At 65.5% G+C, this 19,022-nt stretch carries 16 protein-coding genes; 8 read left to right on the top strand and 8 right to left on the bottom strand.

Annotation, left to right across the window (positions count from 1 at the left end; genetic code table 11):
- The first annotated feature begins 151 nt into the window (after positions 1–151).
- Positions 152–1,561, top strand: a complete 1,410-nt coding sequence (locus U0034_RS24240) for a dienelactone hydrolase family protein (RefSeq protein ID WP_158243528.1) — start codon at positions 152–154, stop codon at positions 1,559–1,561.
- A 10-nt stretch (positions 1,562–1,571) separates the two neighbouring features.
- On the opposite strand, the gene U0034_RS24235 is transcribed toward U0034_RS24240, so the two are convergent.
- The 5 genes from U0034_RS24235 to mhpT all read right to left on the bottom strand — a co-directional run bounded on the left by U0034_RS24235 (position 1,572) and on the right by mhpT (position 6,826).
- A complete protein-coding gene (locus U0034_RS24235; protein WP_085229013.1) occupies positions 1,572–2,048 on the bottom strand; it encodes an NUDIX domain-containing protein in 477 nt (158 codons plus the stop codon).
- Between the two features lie 90 nt (positions 2,049–2,138).
- Positions 2,139–2,555 (bottom strand): cupin domain-containing protein, encoded by a 417-nt coding sequence (locus U0034_RS24230; RefSeq protein ID WP_085229012.1) that lies wholly within the window; start codon positions 2,553–2,555, stop codon positions 2,139–2,141.
- 148 nt (positions 2,556–2,703) lie between these two features.
- A complete protein-coding gene (locus U0034_RS24225) occupies positions 2,704–4,410 on the bottom strand; it encodes a tannase/feruloyl esterase family alpha/beta hydrolase (protein ID WP_085229011.1) in 1,707 nt (568 codons plus the stop codon).
- Positions 4,411–4,428: 18 nt separating this feature from the next.
- Positions 4,429–5,574: a porin gene (locus tag U0034_RS24220; protein ID WP_085229010.1), complete on the bottom strand. Its 1,146-nt coding sequence runs from the start codon at positions 5,572–5,574 to the stop codon at positions 4,429–4,431.
- 43 nt (positions 5,575–5,617) lie between these two features.
- On the bottom strand, positions 5,618–6,826 hold the full coding sequence (gene mhpT / locus U0034_RS24215) for a 3-(3-hydroxy-phenyl)propionate transporter MhpT (protein WP_233211949.1): 1,209 nt from the start codon (positions 6,824–6,826) through the stop codon (positions 5,618–5,620).
- Between the two features lie 455 nt (positions 6,827–7,281).
- Between mhpT and U0034_RS24210 the strand changes: the two genes are divergently transcribed.
- The 6 genes from U0034_RS24210 to U0034_RS24185 all read left to right on the top strand — a co-directional run bounded on the left by U0034_RS24210 (position 7,282) and on the right by U0034_RS24185 (position 14,566).
- Entirely contained in the window at positions 7,282–8,118 is an 837-nt protein-coding gene (locus U0034_RS24210; protein WP_085229008.1) for a p-hydroxycinnamoyl CoA hydratase/lyase, read from the top strand.
- Positions 8,119–8,207: 89 nt separating this feature from the next.
- Complete coding sequence (locus U0034_RS24205) at positions 8,208–9,662, top strand: aldehyde dehydrogenase (RefSeq protein ID WP_085229007.1); 1,455 nt, start codon at positions 8,208–8,210, stop codon at positions 9,660–9,662.
- A 124-nt stretch (positions 9,663–9,786) separates the two neighbouring features.
- A complete protein-coding gene (locus U0034_RS24200) occupies positions 9,787–11,679 on the top strand; it encodes a feruloyl-CoA synthase (RefSeq protein WP_085229006.1) in 1,893 nt (630 codons plus the stop codon).
- A gap of 184 nt (positions 11,680–11,863) precedes the next feature.
- Positions 11,864–12,355, top strand: coding sequence for a MarR family winged helix-turn-helix transcriptional regulator (locus tag U0034_RS24195; protein WP_386092524.1), 492 nt, complete (start codon positions 11,864–11,866; stop codon positions 12,353–12,355).
- Positions 12,356–12,503: 148 nt separating this feature from the next.
- Positions 12,504–13,745: an MFS transporter gene (locus tag U0034_RS24190; RefSeq protein ID WP_085229004.1), complete on the top strand. Its 1,242-nt coding sequence runs from the start codon at positions 12,504–12,506 to the stop codon at positions 13,743–13,745.
- Positions 13,746–14,026: 281 nt separating this feature from the next.
- Positions 14,027–14,566 (top strand): hypothetical protein, encoded by a 540-nt coding sequence (locus tag U0034_RS24185; RefSeq protein WP_085229003.1) that lies wholly within the window; start codon positions 14,027–14,029, stop codon positions 14,564–14,566.
- Between the two features lie 60 nt (positions 14,567–14,626).
- Here the strand turns inward: U0034_RS24185 and U0034_RS24180 are convergent, their stop codons facing one another.
- The gene (locus tag U0034_RS24180; RefSeq protein ID WP_085229002.1) at positions 14,627–15,016 is read right to left on the bottom strand and encodes a winged helix-turn-helix domain-containing protein; all 390 of its coding nucleotides are present in this window, start codon (positions 15,014–15,016) and stop codon (positions 14,627–14,629) included.
- 53 nt (positions 15,017–15,069) lie between these two features.
- Entirely contained in the window at positions 15,070–16,632 is a 1,563-nt protein-coding gene (locus U0034_RS24175) for an MFS transporter (RefSeq protein ID WP_085229082.1), read from the bottom strand.
- A 433-nt stretch (positions 16,633–17,065) separates the two neighbouring features.
- On the opposite strand from U0034_RS24175, the gene msuE reads away from it, so the two are divergent.
- The gene (gene msuE / locus U0034_RS24170) at positions 17,066–17,644 is read left to right on the top strand and encodes an FMN reductase (protein WP_085229001.1); all 579 of its coding nucleotides are present in this window, start codon (positions 17,066–17,068) and stop codon (positions 17,642–17,644) included.
- A 112-nt stretch (positions 17,645–17,756) separates the two neighbouring features.
- Here msuE and U0034_RS24165 read toward each other — a convergent pair whose 3' ends face one another.
- Positions 17,757–18,971 (bottom strand): polysaccharide pyruvyl transferase family protein, encoded by a 1,215-nt coding sequence (locus tag U0034_RS24165; RefSeq protein ID WP_085229000.1) that lies wholly within the window; start codon positions 18,969–18,971, stop codon positions 17,757–17,759.
- Positions 18,972–19,022: the final 51 nt, after the last annotated feature.

Below are 19,022 nucleotides of genomic sequence, written 5' to 3'. Positions count from 1 at the left end.
CCCGTCGATTCGCCCGCATTTGCCCTGCCGCGGCTGCACAACCCCTATCCGTTCAGGTTTTCTCTTTCCGTGCCGTTAACCACGGCGTGCCGGCGCGATGCGCCGAGCGCGGTGCACGGTGATCTTCCTGACGAGAGAAACGAATCCGATCATGCGAAGCGTAAAGTTGACGGCTGCGTTTTTGCCATGGCTTTTCGTTTCTTTCCTCGCTTCGCCGCACGCTGCATGGCCGTCGGAGCGCAGTGCCGAACCCGAGGCGCCGCTCAACGAGAGAATCTTTCGCGTGCCTGTTCAGGCGTCGCCGCCGATCAGCCTGGAGGTGACCGTCTATATGCCGGCGCACTCCCCGCGCGGTGGCCCTTTCCCGCTCGCGCTCATCAATCACGGCGCCTCGCACGACCCGGCCAATGCACCGCGCGTGGGCGATCAGTTTATTCCCTGGTATTTCCTTTCGCGGGGCTACGCCATCGCCATACCGATGATGCGCGGCTATGCGCATTCATACGGCTATACCGCTCCCCATGGTTGCGACGTGCTTGCCATCGGTGCCGATGCCGCGCAGGACATCCGCAAGGTGCTCGATTACGTGAAAGATCTTCCCGGTATCGATGCTTCGCAGATCGTCATGGTGGGCAAGAGCATGGGAGGCTGGAATACGCTGGTGTTCGGTGCGACGAATCCCCCGGACGTGAGAGGGCTGCTCAACTTCGCGGGCGGCGTCAAAGAGTCCGATTGCAGCCGGCCTGACGAAAGTCTGATTTCGGCGGCCGGCGAACTTGGCGCACGTACCCGCTTGCCTTCGATCTGGTTCTACGGCGAGAACGACCAGACGTTTTCCAACGCGACATGGCGCGGCATGTACGGCCGCTATACGGCGGCGGGCGGCCATGCCCAACTCGTGGACTATGGCGCGTTTCAGAAAGACGCGCATGCGATGACGGCATCCGGCGCGGGGCTTCCGCTGTGGATGGCGAAGGCCGACGCCTTTTTGGCGAGCATCGGCATGCCGAGCCGGGAGGTCGGGCCAGAATATCTTCCGCGGCCCGCACCGAAAGCCAGCGGGTACGCCACGATCGACGATGTCGATGCGATCCCCTATCTCAGCGCGCGGGAGCGGGCGTCGGTTCATGCGGGCTACCTTGCGGCGCCCGCGCCCAAAGCGATGGCCATCGGCAGTACGAACGGCACCTGGGCGTCGGGCGGTTTCGATCCCGCGCGCTCGGCGATGCAGCGATGCTGGTCGACTTCGCGGTATTGCCGGCTCTATGCCGTCGACAACACGGTGGTATGGCCGCGCCAGGCATCGGCACCGCCGCGCACCGATTTCGCGCCGCTGCGGGACGTTGCCGCAGTGCCGTATTTGCGGACCGATGGGCGGCGCGCCTATGCGCAGTATCTTGCGGCGAGCCGGCCGCGGGCCTTTACGATCGCGCCAGACGGTGCGTGGGGGGCAGCATCGGGCGTCGATCCGATCAACGACGCGTTGGCGCAGTGCGCCACCGGCCACGCGGGATGCCGGATTTATTCGGTGGACGGCGATGTGGTGTGGGCGGGCAAATAACCGTGGTCAGCTAAAGGCGGGCATCTCTGCCCAGATACGCGGCCACTGCTCCTGTCAGCGCGATGCCGCGCAGTTCTTCCGGCGATGCCAGATGCACGGCCACGATCTCCCGATTGTCGAGCCGTAACTCGGGCAAGTCGTCGAGATGCAGTTCGAAGAAATACACGCGGTCTTTTCGTCCGTCCCATATCCCATAGACGCTGCCTGCCGGTACCAGCGGATACGACGAGAGCCCGATTTCCTCTTCCATTTCGCGCTGCGCCGCTGCATCGGGCGTTTCTCCAGGGTGGATACTGCCGCCCGGGAGGCCCCACTCCTTTCGGTACGACGACTTTACGAGCAACAGCGCACGCCCGACGTAGATGGCGACCAGTGCGCCTTCGTGGCGAGGGTGCCGAATATGCCACCGGGCGCGAGCAAGACGAAAGCCGAGGCGAAGCGCCATGCGCCAAAGCGCATCGATAACCCGATCTTTCGTTGCAGACATTGCGCGCTCCTCTTGGCACCGAGGCGCTATGTTATCAAGTGCGCGCGGCTTCCCCCGCCGAATCGTGCCCGTTCGCCCGCACGTTCGAGGCTATTTGACCGGCGTGGTCAACGCCTTGTCGTCGGTATCGACCACGAACACCGCGAGCAGCTTCGCGGGTCGAGTCTTGCTCGCGTTGCGGCTCACACGGTGAAGGGCGCCGGGCTCCTCGAAAAAGCTCTGGCCGGCGCGATAAATCCGCTTGGGCCCATCGTTCACTTGCGACTCGATGGCGCCCGAAACCACATAGGCATAGATGAAAGCGGACTTCGCATGCTCGTGCGAAGGCGACGCCCCGCCCGGAGCATAATCGACGACCACGGCGGTCACCGATTTGCCGGGAATGTTGGGAATGGCATGCTCGAAGTTGGGCGTGACGGTCGCACCGCCGCCTTCGGCGGCAGCCGGCAGTGCGATGACGAAAGCAACGGCGGCGCAGGCTTTGGCAACTGCAGATCGAACGTTCATGACGGTCCTCCTCTCCTTGAGATGCTCGCATTCTGCGTTCGCGCGGGCGCAGGGAACAGAACCAAGAATGGACGTTTTTTCTATGCCATGCCCCGATGTACCGGGGATGGCCGGCCGATGCCCCGCATTCTCGGGCGTTCTCTTGCGGTCAACTGCAAGAAAAACTCGACGCGGAATCGATGTCGCCGCTCCGATACCGCGCAACTTTCGGATAAGGGCACAACGGCCTCGTTCTTCCGGCGCCCCAATCGGCGGGCACTTCGCTGTTCGGTACGGCATTGCTCGAATCGCGGGCCGTCGCGATCACTTTGTCGGGCGCCTGACCGTGCTCCACCCAGGCCACCAGCGGGGTCAGCATATCGAACTGGTCGGCCGCTGGCCCGCCTGAGCAGTGGTTCATGCCCGCCACCGTGTAGAACCGCGCGAAGTTGCTCGCATCGCCGCCGTTTGCCGTCATCAGCCGCTGATACCAATCGGTCGTATCGTTCGACGAAAATACCGGGTCGCTCGTGCCGTGATAGACGATCAGTTTTGCGCCGCGCTGCTTCAATGCGCTCAGATTGGTTTCGTCCGGCGGCGTCATGAACGACCAGGAAGACTCGGCATAAGCACCGCTCGTCGCGAAAATCTTCGGTGCGTCGGTGTCCATGCTGAAGTTGAACGCGTAGGCGGACAACTGGCTCAGCAACGTGGCGCTTTGCGGCGGCGTCGTAAACGTGAACGCGGCGGCGGCCGGGTCGAGCGCGATCGAATTGCTCAGCTTCCACTGCGCCCAGCCTGCGCCGCTCACACCTGCGTCGTACGGAAAACTCGCATAGAGCGCCGTGCCCGCGCTATTGCGTGCACCGGAGAAGACGTTGCCGATCGCAGCCTTTTGCGCAGCCGTAAGGCAGGTGCCGTCACGCGTGCCCGAGCATGTGGGCACATCGTTGGGGAGGCTGAAGTTCGCCTGACAGGCTTTGATGTCCTGCACCATGCCGTCGGCCGCACCGTCGAGCGCATCGCACTTCGCAACGATCCGCGAGGCCAGGAGTTGCCGCTCGGCCGCGGTAAAGCTCGTCGTGATGTCCGGCAAGCCGCTCGAGGTCGTGGCGGTTGCCACCGTGGCGAACTGCTGCGCGCCCCACATCTCGCCGATTGCCGCTTTCGGCAAATGAAACCCCGGATCGCCCGCGATGATGCCGTCATATTCCGCCGACGATCGGGCCGCCGCCACCATCGCATGGCGTCCGCCGTTCGAGCAGCCGCCGAAGTAGCTCCGATCGGGCGCCTTGCCGTACGCGGTCTTGATCACCTGCTTTGCCATCGGCGTGAGCGTGGCTACGGCGTTGTAGCCGTAATCGATGCGCGCCTGGGGATCGAGGCCGAAGAGCGGGTTTTGCGACGAGGCGTGGCCCGCGTCCGAGCTGATGACCGCAAAACCCATGTCGAGCGCATTGTCGAGCGGTCCGCCCCCGCCGATGCCGCCCGTGGCCGTCGCCACATTGCCGTCGAGACCGCCGTTTGCCTGATAGAAGAAGCGTCCATTCCAGGCAAGCGGCAACCGCATCTCGAAGCCGATGGCGTAGGTGTTGCCGTCGACTGCGCTCACGCGCTCGTTCATCCGTCCTTCGATCACGCAGTGCTCCGGGACAGGCTTGCCCGCCACCGTCAACGTTCCCGCCGGCACATCCTGCACCGATGCGAACGTCGTGTTCGCAAAAGCGAGCTGGGCGGCAAGCGTCGTACAGTTGCCGATCAGCACCGCGGGTGTGGCGGCGCTGAGCTGCGCAGGCGCCGGTCCCCCATTGTTCGACGATCCTCCGCACCCGGCGAGCGTCACCGAGACGCAGGCAGCAATCGCAGACTTCCTCATCCGACGCCTCCGTTTCGCTTAGAACATGTGCTTGATCCCGACCATCACCCCGGTTTGCCCCATGCCCGCACCCGGCGTCGTGCCGCTACCGCCGCCGCTGACCGCATAGCGCGCCTTCGCGCTATTGGCGAGGTAAGCGACCTGCGCGTATACGGACGACCGCTTGCTGAGCAAATAGGTCGTGCGCAACGTGCCCATCGTTGCCCGCGTGTCGTGTTCGCTGTTGACGATTCGATAGACCTCGCCGTCCACGACAAGCGTCGGCAATACGAGGTAGGAGGCGCCGACGAAGAACAGGTTGGAGCGCACGTCCGGCACGGCCGGCGACTGCGTCACCACCCGGCGCCCGACCCAGCCCGCGCCGATCTTCGCCCCCGCATATTGCGCATAGGCGCTGAGGTGGGCGCGCGCATCCTTGTCGGCGGCACTGGTCAGCACCGTCGGCGTCACGCCGTCGAAGAAATTGGCCGCGGCATTGGTGCCGCCGCGCTCCTCTTCGTAAGAGGCGGCCACGCCGAAATACTGCGAGTCGTACTTGAGCATCACCGACCAGTCGCGGCATTCCGTGGCATGGCCCGGCACGGAGCCCGCACAGGTGCCCTGGCCCGGCGAGTTGCCCGTGCCGGCCGAATCGCGCCCGAACGAATAGCCCAGGCCCAGCGTGAAGCCCTTGTAGCTGCCCAGGTAGGTCACGGCATTGTCGGTGCGCGCGTTCGGGATATAGGCGTCGAGCGATCCCATGCCGTAGATATCCGGGCCGATGATGTCGGCGCCTTGTATCGCCAGATAGGTCATCGCGTACTGCCGCCCGAACGCGAGCGTGCCATAGGTCGTGCTCTTGAGGCCGACGAACGCCTGCCGGCCGAACAACCGCCCACCCTGGCCCGAACTGCCGTCGCGCATGTTGAAGCCGCTTTCGAGCGTGAAGACCGCGCTATAGCCGCCGCCGAGATCCTCCGTTCCACGCAAGCCCCAGCGCGAAGGGAATTCCCCCGTCACGGCAGGCATGCGGATTACACGGTCGCCAGCGGCATTCGCGTGCGAGACGTATTCGATACCTGTATCGACAATGCCGTAAAGTGTGACGCTCGATTGCGCGTATGCGCTCGTGGTGAGCGCGCAGAGCGCGCCGCACAGGGCCAGGCGGGTGGTTGCTGCTTGCATTTTCTGTCTCCGAATGTCGTATGTAATTGTTTGAAGCGGCCAATCAACTGGTTGCGCGCGGGCGGCGGATCAACAGCAGCGCGGCAACCGCAGCGATCAACGTGACCGGAATGCTTGCGCCGATCACGGTGGACCCGCTGCGTCCCATTGCAAGCAACTGGCCGGCAGCCAGCGGCCCGACGACGGACCCGATGCGGCCCACGGCCACCGCTGCGCCCACGCCCGTGCCGCGCATCGCCGTGGGGTAGAAGACCGCGGCGAGCGCATAGAGCACCGACTGTCCGCCCACCACGAACATTCCGGCAAAGAATGCCGATACGACGAGGGCCCCGAAGCCCGGCGCGATCGACAAGGCTGCCAGCGAGACGATGATGCCGACGTACATTCCGGTTACGACCACACCGCCCCGCAGCCGGTCCATCAACATGCCGATGAAGAGGGCGCCGAGGCCCGCTCCGATGTTGAAGAGGATCTGGACGATGCCCACTTCGGCACGCGCGAGTCCGCGCGCGGCCATCAGCGACGGCAGCCAGTTGAGCAGAAAATACAGAACGATCAGCGTGCAGAAGTAGCTGATCCAGATCTGCAACGTGGACAACCCGCGGTCCGATCCGAACAGCACTTCGCGCACGGGTGCCACCTGTGCGTTCGCGCGATGCGACGCTTCGCGAAACGCGTCCGACTCCGGCAGGAACGCGAGCAGCAACGGCACGAGCACCAGCGGTCCCGCCCCGCCGACATAGAAGATATGCCGCCAGTCCGCATCGCCAACGCTGAGCATGCCGATGATCGAGGCAATCACGCCGCCGAACGGAATCCCGCAATACATCACGCTCACCGCGGTTGTCCGCGCTTTGGGCGAGACCGCCTCGGACGAGAGCGCGATGAGGTTCGGCAGCGCGCCGCCGAGTCCGATGCCCGTCAGCACGCGCACCGCCACGAGCATGCCGAAGCTCGACACCATTGCGGTAGCGATGGACAGCAGACCGAACAGGCATGCCGAAAGAATCAGCACGCGCTTGCGCCCGATGTGATCGGCAAGGCGCCCGCCGAACATGGCGCCCGGCAGCAGGCCAAATGTGCCCGCGCTGAACGCGAGCCCCATCTGCGCGACCGTAAGGCCGAATTCGCGAGCCATGCGCGGCGCCGCGACGCCGACCGATTGCAGATCCAGCCCTTCGAGCAGGGCGACGGCGAAACAAAGGGTCAATGTCATGACGGCGCCCGTGCTCGCGGCGGGCTGCGCCGTCATGCTGTCTCCTGCCAGTGCAGTTTTGGTGGATTTCATGGATGTCACCTGATTGTCGTATCGATATCGACAGACGGTTCCGCCGGCCCTTATATCAGGTAGCCTGACATGGTGGGCAAATAAAAGCGCGCCCGCTGGACGCGCGGCAGATCGTCGCGATGCAGCGCATTTAATATCAGGGCACCTGACAGTGCAAGGCGAATGTCTTTGGTGAATACCCGAAGGGCATGGGCGTGCTTCACGCATGACGAGGCGCGAAGGCCCTCGCCACGCCACGCCCGCGCGGCGTTTGCGGCACACGGCCTGGCCGCGGTAGGGGTTTTCACCGAGGATTGGAGGATTGTTAATCAGGCGCCTTGATAATAGACTTGATATCAGGCTACCTGATACATAAGCGTACCGGGTGACTCGAATGCACAAGCATATTGATACGCGCGCGAGGCGCTGGAGTGACGAACATGGCAATTTACGAGGCTCGCTGGAAGACGGTCGACGTCAAGGTCGAGGGGGGTGTCGCCTGGGTGACGTTCAATCGTCCCGACAAGCGCAACGCGATGAGCCCGACGCTCAACAGCGAGATGGTCCAGGTGCTCGAAACGCTGGAGCTGGACGCTGACGCGAAGGTTCTCGTGCTGACGGGCGCGGGCGACGCCTGGACGGCTGGCATGGACCTGAAGGAGTATTTCCGCGAGATCGATGCCGGCCCCGAGATTCTCCAGGAGAAGATTCGCCGGGATGCATCGCAGTGGCAATGGAAGCTGTTGCGCATGTATTCGAAGCCCACGATCGCGATGGTGAACGGTTGGTGTTTCGGCGGCGCGTTTTCGCCGCTGGTGGCTTGCGATCTCGCCATCGCCGCGGACGAGGCCGTATTCGGTCTTTCCGAGATCAATTGGGGCATTCCGCCCGGCAATCTCGTGAGCAAGGCAATGGCCGATACGGTCGGACACCGTCAGGCGCTCTACTACATCATGACGGGCGAGACGTTCACCGGAGCGGAAGCCGCCGCGATGGGCCTCGTCAACAAGAGTGTTCCGCGCGAGCGGCTGCGTGCCGAGACGGCTGCGCTGGCCGGGAAGCTGCTCGAGAAGAATCCCGTGGTGCTGCGCGCCGCTAAACATGGCTTCAAGCGTTGCCGCGAGCTGACCTGGGAACAGAGCGAAGACTATCTGTACGCGAAGCTCGATCAGGCACAACTGCGCGACCCGGAGAAGGGCCGCGAAGAGGGACTGCGGCAGTTTCTCGACCAGAAATCGATCAAACCCGGCCTGCAGGCATACAAGCGCGCCGAATGACGCTGCGCGGTGCCCGGGCCGGACAGGCGCCGGGCTGCGCAGGGCATGCCATTCAACAGAAATAAAGATCTGGCAAGGAGACAGCCATCGTGAGCGAAGTAACGATGTTGATCGGCGGCAAGGACCGTCCGGCTTCGAACGGCGCGACGTTCGAGCGCCTGAATCCCGTCACCGGCGCGCGGGCTTCGCGTGCGGCCGCGGCCACGCTCGCGGACGCCGATGCGGCCGTCGATGCCGCGGCCGCGGCTTTTCCCGTGTGGTCCGCGCTGCCGCCCACGGAGCGCCGCGCGCGTCTGCTCAAAGCAGCCGAGCTCATGGAGGCGCGCGCCGGTGCGTTCATCGAGACGGGGGTGGCGGAAACCGGGGCGATGGCGAACTGGTACGGCTTCAACGTGCATCTTGCGGCGAACATGCTGCGCGAGGCGGCGGCCATGACGACGCAAATCGACGGCAGTATCGTGCCGACCGACGTGCCGGACAACCTCGCGCTCGCCGTGCGCCAGCCATGCGGGGTCGTGCTCGGCATTGCGCCCTGGAACGCCCCTGTCATTCTCGGTACGCGCGCGCTGGCGATGCCGCTCGCCTGCGGCAACACGGTCGTGCTCAAGGCCTCGGAAGCGTGCCCCGCCGTTCACCGGATGATCGGCAGCGTGCTGCAGGAGGCGGGGCTCGGCGACGGCGTCGTCAACGTCGTCACGAATGCACCCGAAGATGCCGCCGCGATCGTCGAGCGGCTGATTGCGCATCGCGCCGTGCGGCGCGTCAACTTCACGGGCTCGACCCACGTCGGCCGCATCATCGCCATGCATGCGGCGAAGCACTTGAAGCCCGCGCTGCTCGAGTTGGGCGGCAAAGCGCCCGTGCTCGTGCTCGACGATGCCGATCTCGACGCAGCCGTGGATGCCATTGCGTTCGGCGCTTTCTTCAACCAGGGGCAGATCTGCATGTCGACGGAGCGCGTGATCGCGCACCGCGGCATCGCCGATGCACTGGTCAGCAAACTGGTCGAAAAGGCTCGAAAACTGGTAGCCGGCGCGCCGACTGCCCAGGGTACGGCCGTGCTCGGTGCGATGGTGAGCGCCCAAGCCGCACAGCGTGCGACGGAACTCGTGCAGGACGCGCGCGAGCGCGGCGCAACGATCCACGCGGCGGGGCCCACGGACGGCGCGATCATGCAGCCGACCATCGTCGACGGTGTGCGCCCGGACATGCGGCTCTACGCGGAGGAATCGTTCGCACCGGTCGTGACGATGTTGCGCGTCGATAGCGACGACGAAGCCGTGCGCATCGCGAACGACAGCGAGTTCGGGCTTTCGGCGGCCGTGTTCAGCCGCGATATCGCGCGTGCGATGCAACTGGCCAGGCGCATCGAATCGGGCATCTGCCATATCAACGGGCCGACCGTGCACGATGAAGCGCAGATGCCGTTCGGCGGCGTGAAGGGCAGCGGCTACGGGCGCTTCGGCAGCAAGGCGTCGATTGCCGAGTTCACCGAACTGCGCTGGATTACGATACAGACGGGCCCGCGTCATTATCCGATCTGAACACGCTTGCGTAAAAGCGCCGTTCGTTCATACCAATCGAAGTCGGGCGCACTTCGCACAAGACGAAGGCCGAGCGTCGGGCGGCGACCCGCCGCGCGAGCGAGCCCATACAGGAGACGACAAGTTGATTTCCGAGCCGACGCAACCCGGGGGCGATCGAGAAGCATCCGTGCGCTACCGCGCGGTGCTGATCGGTTCGGCACCCGCACATGTGCGCCGTGAGGGCGACGTCTGGTACATGGAGTCGGGTGCCGAGCCCGGCGTTTACCCGAGGCGCCTGACCGACCGGCTCGTAAGCGGCGCGCAGGCGCACCCCGACCGCTGGCTCGTGGCACGCCGCGGCCCTGACGGTGCGTGGCAGGGGATCAGCTATGCGCGGATGCTCGAGCACGCGCGCTCGATCGGCCAGGCGCTGCTCGATCGCAGGCTTTCGGCCGAGCGGCCCCTCGCGATCCTCTCGGGCAACGATCTCGAGCACCTGATGATGGCGTTTGGCGCGATGTGGGCCGGGGTGCCGTATGCGCCGATTTCGCCCGCGTATTCGCTCGTGTCCAGCGATTACGGCAAGCTGCGTCACGCGCTGGGCCTGCTGACGCCCGGCCTCGTGTTCGCCTCCGAGGGCGATGCGTTCGCCGCTGCGATCGCCGCCACCGTGGGCGGCGACGTGGAAGTGGTCACGGCCACGGGTTCGTGCGGGCACCGCCGCGTCACCCCGATGTCCGCATTACGGGCAACGGTTGCGACGACGGTCGATGCCGCACACGATGCGATCGCCCCTGACACCATCGCCAAATTTCTGTTCACTTCGGGCTCGACGACGCTGCCGAAAGCGGTGCCGACGACCCATCGCATGCTGTGCAGCAACCAGCAGATGCTGCTCGAGACGTTCCCGCAGTTCGGAATCGAGCCGCCGGTGCTCGTCGATTGGCTGCCTTGGAACCACACGTTCGGCGGCAGCCATAACGTCGGCATCGCGCTTTACAACGGCGGCACGCTCTATATAGACGACGGCAAGCCCGTGGGAACGAAGTTCGACGAGACGGTGCGCAACCTGCGCGAGATCGCGCCGACCGTCTACTTCAACGTTCCGCGGGGATGGGAGGAATTGACGAGCGCGCTCGAAACCGATGCGCCACTGCGCGAGACGTTCTTTTCGCGCGTGAAGATGTACTTCTTCGCGGGTGCGGGCCTTTCGCAAGCGGCGTGGGACCGGCTGCAAAGCGTCACCGAACGGTATTGCGGCGAGCGCATCCGCATTATGGCGGGTCTTGGCATGACGGAAACTTCTCCGTCGTGCATTTTCACGACGGGGCCGGTGAGGGGGGCGGCTTACCTGGGCGTGCCGGCGCCTGGTTGCCAAATGAAGATCGCGCCCGTGACGGGCAAGCTCGAAGCGCGCTTCAAGGGGCCGCACGTCATGAGTGGTTACTGGCGCATGGATAGCGCGAGCGCCGCGGCCTCGTTCGACGAAGAAGGCTACTACCGCAGCGGCGACGCGGTCAGGTTCGTCGATCCGGGGCGCCCGGAACTCGGCCTGATGTTCGACGGGCGCATCGCCGAAGACTTCAAGCTCAGCTCGGGCACGTTCGTGAGCGTCGGGCCTATGCGGGCACGCGTGATCGTGGCGGGCGCCCCGTACGTGCAGGACGTGGTCGTGACGGGGATGAACCACGACGATATCGGCCTGCTCGTCTTTCCGCGTATCGAGGATTGCCGGCGGCTCGCGGGTTTGTCCCCTTCCGCGAGCGCGTACGAGATTGTCGCTGCGCCGGCTGTGCGGGCATTCTTTGCCGAACTGATCGAAAGGCTGAACGGGGAGTCGACGGGCAGCGCGACGACGATCGCACGGCTACGGCTGCTCGATGTGCCGCCGTCGCTCGATCTGGGGGAAATCACGGACAAAGGCTCGATCAACCAGCGCGCCGTATTGACGAACCGTGCGGAATTGGTCGACGCCATGCATGATCCGCGATGCCAGGATCCGGCCGTCATTCATGCCGGGCATGGCCGGCGGTGATGCTCGGGCGATGTCCGGCCGTCGTGCGTCTTCCGCTTCGGGAACGGCGCGCGACGCTCACGGCACGGTAACATTGCGTCTTTCACGACAGCATCCGGTCGATGGCATGACGGGCAAACCTCGAGCGAAGACAACGAAGACAACGAAGGCAACCGGCGCGGCGGCAGCGGCCAAGGCCGCACCGATTGCGCCAGCCGCAGCAGTCGCGCCGGCTGCCGCCACGCGCCCCCGCGCGGCCCCCAAGGGGCGCAAGCCGGCCGTGCGGCCCCGGCTGACTTATCTCATCGGCAGTCTCGACAGGATCCTGCGCCGCAAGATGACCGATACGCTCGCGCCGCTCGGGCTGACGCTCGCCCAGTTCACCGCGCTGTCCGTGCTCGAAGCGCGCGGGGAGGCGTCGAACGCCCAGCTTGCCGAGCGGTCGTTCATTACGCCGCAGTCGGCCAACGAGGTCATGAGTGCGATGGCGTCGCGCAACTGGATCACGCGCGAGCCGGACCCGAACCATGGGCGTGTGGTCGTGCTTCGCCTGACCGACGAGGGGCGCGATATCCTGCGCCGGTGCGTGGACGCCGTGCGCGTGCTGGAAACGCAAATGCTCGCCGGGGTCGATGCTCACAGCGTGGAAGCCGTGCACGCCACGCTGGAGGTATTCGCGCGGAATCTCCGCGCCTGAGCACGTCGCGGGAGGGCGTTCACGTGAGCTGAGCGGGGCTCGAAACAATCCGTAATGGCGTTCCGGGAAGGGGTTTTCGAGGTTTTTCGGTAAGATTCCTCGATGCGCGCGAGCGATCGCGCGCGCAACCCTTCAACTTCCTGTCGACATGGCAACTCACTCTACGGCGACGACCCGCGCGGATTCGGACGCACCGCTGTTTTCGATCAAGCCGTTCCGCCTGCTGCTTGCGATTCGCGTACTGTCCACGCTCGGCATCCAGATGTTGCTCGTGGCCATCGGCTGGCAGATGTACGCGCTCACGCACGATGCCTGGGCGCTCGCGCTCGTCGGCCTGTATCAGTTTCTGCCCGTCTTGCTGTTGACGCCGCCCGCCGGCTACGCGGCGGACCATTGGCGCCGCACGCGTATCGTTTCCGTTTCGCTGGCTATACAAACGGTGGCGGCGGCGGGGCTTGCCGTCGCCACTTTCCGTCATGGCATGACGCGCGACGCGCTGCTCTGGGTCTCGCTGCTGCTCGGCGCGGCGCGTGCGTTCCAACTGCCCGCCCTGCAGGCGCTGGCGCCGTCCACCGTTCCCCCTGCGCAATTCAGCCGCGCGATGGCCGTGTTTTCGATGGGCTCGCAAACGAGCATCATCGTCGGGCCCGCGCTCGGCGGCTTTTTGGCGGTGTTCGGGCTTGGCCTTGTCTATGCGGTGTCGGCCACTGCGTTGTTCGTCGGCATGGCAATGGCAGCCCAATTGAGCGTGCATGGCCAGACGGCGGTGCAAAAGGGGCCGCTGCTCGAGGCCCTCGTGGGCGGCTTGCGCTTCGTGTGGCAAAAGCCGATCGTGCTTGCTGCCATCAGCCTCGATCTCTTTGCCGTGCTATTCGGAGGCGCGACCGCATTGCTTCCCATCTACGCCGGCGACATCCTGCATGGCGGCCCGGCGATGCTCGGGTGGTTGCGCGCGGCGCCCGCCGTCGGCGCGCTGGCGATGTCGCTCTGTCTCGCCCGGCGTCCGCCGCGGCATCGCGTCGGCGTGACGCTTTTGGGCGCGGTGGTCATCTTCGGGCTCGCGACGGTCGTCTTCGGCATTTCCACGAGCTTCTGGCTGTCGGAAATCGCGTTGATCGTTTCGGGCGCGGCCGATGCCGTCAGCGTGGTGATCCGGCAGACGCTCGTGCAACTCGAAACCCCCGATCACATGCGCGGCCGCGTGAGTGCGGTGAATGCCGTTTTCATCGGGGCCAGCAACCAATTGGGCGAGTTCGAGTCGGGCGCGGCGGCAAGCTGGCTCGGACCGGTGGCGGCGGTGGTATCGGGCGGCCTGCTCACGTGCTTCGTTGCGGTGATGTGGGCGTGGCGCTTCCCGCAACTCACGAAACGGACCTCGCTCGAGGGCTGAACTCGGCGCAGCGGGGGTGCGGGCGGAGGTCGCCTGCACCGTCTGCCGCATGTGCCCCGCGGTTCGCCGCCCGTTTTTCCCGTTGTCGTCCAGCGGCCCCAAAGTCCCCCTAAAGTCCCCTAAGGCTCGCTCGTACGCTTCCTCTTCGCATTTGTTGATATTCATCGATGCCGGCTTCGATGGCATTCGTTATATTCTGCTGTATATTACGCGTCCGAGAAGCCGTATGAAGCGCACGTGCCGCTGCTTGCCTGCCACGGCTCGATTCGAAGAGGGCTGATATGAAAGAAGGGGAACCGGACGAAGAAGGCGATCGCGCATGGGCGTTGTCCACGCGAATCGTGCCTTTGCGCAAACGCGAGGACCGGCAACGCGCGGAACTCGTGACGGACGTCGTCGATGCTTTTGCCCGTTTGCGCGCGAGCACACTGCGTTTCATCGCGATGCTGGGCGGCGGTGAAAACGAACTGTCGCGGATCGAGGCCGGCGGTGCTTGCAGCTTCGACGAACTGCTCGCATTGCTCGGCGCGTGCGCCGAACGCGCGCGCTTTTGCCGATTGGCGGACCTGCAGCGCGTGCTCGAGCGCGCAAGGCACGCGCAACGGCACCGCGACGTGATCTTCGCTCAAGCACCCGTGGCCGAAGAGGCGACGCTGCGCGAGGCAGCCGCGGCATTGGTGCGGCTCGATACCGCGCTCATCGGCTTGAGCATCGAGCACGTTCTTGAACGCCACGCGGCCGGCGTACCGGATGCCGCGATATCGCCCGCGCCGAACCGGGGCTGCCGCGGCGTTTCCGCATTTTGTCTCCGGCACGGCTAGGATTCGCCCACCGGCACGGCCGCGCGTGCGCGGCGCGCGAGCGGGTTTCGGTGCGAGGGCCTACGGACGCATGAGTTTCGTGAGGCCCGCGATCTGCGTCGCGCAACTGGCTTCGGCAACGCTCTCGATCTCGCGGTAGAGTCGCACGATTTCCTCGCCGACATCGGTCAACAGGCAGCCCCCGCCGCTTTGCCCGCCTTGCTCGGAGACGGTTGCGGGCGACTTCAGCGAACTGTTCAGCTCGTTGACGAGCAGCCACGCCCGCCGATAAGACATATCGAGGCTGCGGGCTGCCGCCGAAATCGAACCATGCGTACGGATCGCTTCCAGCAAGGCGATTTTGCCGGGGCCGATCGCTACCGTTTCGCCACGATGGACGCGCATACGAAAGCGCACGAGCGGTTTTGTGGAGACGGCGGGTTTATTTGCGCGTGAACGGCGGCTGATCATGGTCGAGAGCATACCTCAACGGGTCGGGCGGGACGCCGCCCCCGGGCTCTTTCTCAACGCCCGTCTGCGGGTGGGGCGGCGGGCGTGCGCGCTGCCGGCTCGGCCGATCCCGAGCCGCGGAAGCGGATATGCGCGATGCGCTTCAGGAGCCACGCCGCGCAGAGCGCGGCGATGCCTGCCAACCCGATGCCGATATGAATCGAATGAACGAGCAGGCGCCGCGTGCTTTCGATCAACGCCGCGCCGTCGAGGCCGGCTGCGCGCAGCTCGCCGAGCAGGGCGTCGCGCAGCGTTCCGTCCACGAGCACGCGCGGATCCGCGAGGCGGGACAGCCAATGGGCCGCGGCGTCGGGGCCGAGCACACCCAGCGATGCCGCCACGCCCGTCGCATAGCTGTGATTGACGATCGTCGCGATGATGCTCGTGCCGAGCATGCCGCCCACCATGCGCGTGGACTGCAGCAGCGCCGTGGTAATGCCGAAGCGCTCGCGGCCGGCGATTTCCTGCGCAAAGATGTTCAGATTGTTGAGGATGAAGCCGAGCCCGATGCCGACCGCGCCCATCGCGATCTCGAGCCACCAGTGGGGCGTCGTGCGCGTCGCGAACGCGAGCGCCGCGGAGGCGGCGACGAGCAGCCCGAACCCGATGGAAAGAATCAGCGTCGGACGCGGAAGGCGAATGACGATGCGCGTATTGATGAAGCTGCCGAGGGCGATGCACGCGGCGATCGGAGTGGCCAGCAGCCCGGCCTGCTGGGGCGTGAGTCCGAAGCCGCCTTGCAGCAGCAACGGCGCAAAGAAAATCAGCGAGAACATGACGAAGCCGGACAGCGTCGAGAGCGTAAACAGCGTGACGAGTTGCCGATCGCGAAAGAGGTCGAGCGGCACGATCGGGTGCGTGGCGCGCCGCTCGCACACGAGCAGCGCGGCTGCGAAAAAAACCACCGCACAGGCGAGTACGACGTTGCCCGTGGTGAAGCCTTTTTGCGGTACGGCTTCGATCAACGTCTGAAAGCCGCCGAGCATGAGCGCGACGAGCAGGGCGCCGAGCCAGTCGATGCGAACCTGCCCATGCCGCTCGTGCCGATAGCTCGGCAAGTGGCCCCCGATGAAATAGAGCGCCAGCGCCCCCACGGGCAGATTGACGAAGAACGTCGAACGCCAGCCGAAGTGCTGGCTGAGCCAGCCGCCGAGCGACGGGCCGGCGGCGGTACCGATTCCATAAGCGGCCGCCATGACCACCTGCCACCTGACGCGCGCCCGCGGGTCGGGGAACAGGTCGGGAATCGATGCGAAGGCCGTGCCCACCATCATGCCGCCGCCTACGCCCTGTAGCGCGCGAGCGACCGCCAGCATGCGCATATCGGTGGCGAGCCCGCACAGTACCGAGGCGGCCGTGAAGACGATGACGGCGGCGATGACGAAGCGCTTGCGGCCGAAATAGTCGCCGAGCCGCCCGAACACGGGCACGGTGACCACCGAGGCGAGCAGATAGGCGCTGGCAATCCACGCGTAGTACTCGAAGCCGTGCAGCTCGGCGACGATGGAGGGCAGCGCGGTACTGACGACGGTCTGATCGAGCGCGACCAGCATGTTGACGAGGCCGATGCCGAGCATCGCAAAGAGCGCGTCGCGAAACGGCAAGGGGGAAGCGGGGGCAGGGCTCACGGCGAGGCGGGGGCGCGGCGGTACCGCGCGTGCAAAAAGACGTCACGATAGCCCGATGGCATGCCGGGTGCAACCGCTGGCCGGGCCGTCGCGCGGGCTTCGGGTGCCGGATGGCCTCGAACATCCCGGGGGCGGGTGTGAAAAGCATAGAAAAGAATATCGTTTGGCTCCGCGAACAGCGGTGGCTAGCATTGTCCGACGCGCTTCCCCGACTCAGCTATTGCCACCATGTCCCCCGTTGTCATCCCGGCTCTGGCCGCTATCGAAACATGCTGCCGTCCCGCATAGCAATTCGCCGTTGTCACAAGAAGGAAACCGGGCTCGCCCGGCGAACACGAAGGCTGGCTGAATTCGTGCCGATCAAACGCAGGAGTGCAATGAAATGAGCAAACGATTGAATGTGGTTGCCGTATCGGGGGGGCTGCAGCGTCCGTCGCGCACCTTGTCGCTCGTGCAGGGCTTGCTGAATGCGTTGAGCGATGCGCTGCCTGTCGATACGCATCTGATCGAACTGGGCGATGTCGCGCCGCGGATCGGCGCGGCGCAGCGACGAGATCAGCTTGCGCCGGACGCGCAGGCGCAGATCAAGCGGATCGAGCTGGCGGACTTGCTCGTCGTGGCGACACCGGTCTACCGCGGCGCATATACGGGGCTTTTCAAGCACCTTTTCGACTTCGTGCATCACGAGGCATTGATCGACGTACCCGTGCTGCTCGCGGCTACGGGGGGCAGCGAGCGCCATGCGCTCGTAATCGATCACCAATTGCGGCCGCTCTTCAGCTTTTTCCAGTGCCGCACGTTGCCGCTCGGTGTGTATGCGTCGGAGCGCGACTTCGACGGCTACGAGATTGCCGACCCGTCACTGCGGGCGCGCATCGATCAGGCGATTGCGCGCGCCTTGCCGCTTCTGGGGTTGCCGCGCGCCAATACCGCTGGCGCGCGGGCGCCGCTTGCGGCGTAGGCCGGACTCGGACAAGGCGGCTCGTACTTGCCGCGGCGCAAAGGGAGCGAAGGCGCAGGGCCGGGATGTACAGGCCGCCGCGCTGGTACCGCGCAGGACCCGTTGATAGCCGTCAGGCGGGCAGCTCGAAGCTTTCCTGGTAGCAACGCGCCAACCGCTTGGCCGTTTGCGCCAGGGTGCGGGCGTCGGCAGCCAATGCGGCGCTCACGGCGTGATGGATGTCGGGTATCCCGACAACGGTGCCCGTTTCGTCGTCCTCCCAGGTTGACGCGAACGCGGCCTGCTTTGTGGCTGCAATCGTCTGGCGCGGATGGGAGAAGTTGACGCGAGGCAGTGCGAAAGCGAGGGCCACGATTCGGCCGTGCAGGCTGCTCCCGCAGTAGACGCGGCTTCGAGCAATCAACGCGCAGATGTCCCAGATGTTCAGGGAACCAAAGATGAAGATCTTCGCCTTCGGGCTGCGCATCCGAACAGCGACGCGCTCGTAGCACGCGATATCGTCATGCCAGGGCGCGGTGCCCGCACAGAAGAACGCGATGCCGAGCCGGCACGATTCGGCGACGCGATCGAGCTGCCGGGCGAGGGCGTCGAGCGTTTCGTCGTCGCCGAAGTCCGCGCTGAACTGCACGGCCGCATAACCGCCGGGCAGGGCCTCGAGCACCTCCCGCACGGCGCCGCGCGACGCGTGTCGAGCTATTCGGGCACCGAACAATGCTTCGATCATGACCGCCGGGTCGGGCCGCAACGGCGCGGATATCCCTGCCGGCTCGAGCATTGCTTGCGTGCGGCGGTCACGCACACTCACGGCGTCCGCCGCTTTCAATGCCGCGAGTACCTCTGCCTTGAGGGCCGGGGCGCGCGCATCGAGGTCCACCCCGCCCACCGCATTGAAGCTGACGTGCTTCAGTCGCAGGCGCGGAAACGACGATCTCGAAACGACATAGGGCGCAAGCGTCGGATAGCCGAGCCGCGCGCGTGACCAGGCGAGTCCGTCGTTTCGCCACTCGCGCTCGCTCGCAATGTTTGCCTGAAGCTGCTCCGGCGACGACAGCATGACCACCGTTTCCCAACTGTCGCAGGTCAAGAGCTCGCCGCCGACGTGAAGGAGGTCGACTCTCGTTTCGCCCAGCTCCGCCGCGAGCCGCGCGAATGCGGTGACGCGATGTCCGCCGAACGGGCGCAGATCGCGCGTGGCGGCGCCGGCGAGCAGGATCCGGCGCCGCGGCAGCATGCGCATGACGACATGCGGGAAGAGCAGGTCGCCGAAATTGTGCCGATCGAATGCGCCGAGGAGCACCGTCGCATCGTTCGCTGCTTCGCCCGTCATGGTCGGTCTATACGGTACGGTACGGTACGGTTCGGTTCGGTTCGGTTCGCG

This window comes from Trinickia caryophylli, from assembly GCF_034424545.1.
Lineage (GTDB): Bacteria > Pseudomonadota > Gammaproteobacteria > Burkholderiales > Burkholderiaceae > Trinickia > Trinickia caryophylli.
The sequence above is the reverse complement of the archived record's forward strand: the minus strand, read 5'-3'. Positions and strand labels throughout refer to the sequence as shown.

What these genes read in the sequence shown, in the direction of transcription:
- U0034_RS24240 (WP_158243528.1), top strand. Translation starts at nt 152, where the DNA reads ATGCGAAGCGTAAAGTTGACGGCTGCGTTTTTGCCATGGCTTTTCGTT.
- U0034_RS24235 (WP_085229013.1), bottom strand. Translation starts at nt 2,048, where the DNA reads ATGTCTGCAACGAAAGATCGGGTTATCGATGCGCTTTGGCGCATGGCG.
- U0034_RS24230 (WP_085229012.1), bottom strand. Translation starts at nt 2,555, where the DNA reads ATGAACGTTCGATCTGCAGTTGCCAAAGCCTGCGCCGCCGTTGCTTTC.
- U0034_RS24225 (WP_085229011.1), bottom strand. Translation starts at nt 4,410, where the DNA reads ATGAGGAAGTCTGCGATTGCTGCCTGCGTCTCGGTGACGCTCGCCGGG.
- U0034_RS24220 (WP_085229010.1), bottom strand. Translation starts at nt 5,574, where the DNA reads ATGCAAGCAGCAACCACCCGCCTGGCCCTGTGCGGCGCGCTCTGCGCG.
- mhpT (WP_233211949.1), bottom strand. Translation starts at nt 6,826, where the DNA reads ATGACGGCGCAGCCCGCCGCGAGCACGGGCGCCGTCATGACATTGACC.
- U0034_RS24210 (WP_085229008.1), top strand. Translation starts at nt 7,282, where the DNA reads ATGGCAATTTACGAGGCTCGCTGGAAGACGGTCGACGTCAAGGTCGAG.
- U0034_RS24190 (WP_085229004.1), top strand. Translation starts at nt 12,504, where the DNA reads ATGGCAACTCACTCTACGGCGACGACCCGCGCGGATTCGGACGCACCG.
- U0034_RS24185 (WP_085229003.1), top strand. Translation starts at nt 14,027, where the DNA reads ATGAAAGAAGGGGAACCGGACGAAGAAGGCGATCGCGCATGGGCGTTG.
- U0034_RS24180 (WP_085229002.1), bottom strand. Translation starts at nt 15,016, where the DNA reads ATGATCAGCCGCCGTTCACGCGCAAATAAACCCGCCGTCTCCACAAAA.
- U0034_RS24175 (WP_085229082.1), bottom strand. Translation starts at nt 16,632, where the DNA reads ATGCTCGGCATCGGCCTCGTCAACATGCTGGTCGCGCTCGATCAGACC.
- msuE (WP_085229001.1), top strand. Translation starts at nt 17,066, where the DNA reads ATGAGCAAACGATTGAATGTGGTTGCCGTATCGGGGGGGCTGCAGCGT.
- U0034_RS24165 (WP_085229000.1), bottom strand. Translation starts at nt 18,971, where the DNA reads ATGACGGGCGAAGCAGCGAACGATGCGACGGTGCTCCTCGGCGCATTC.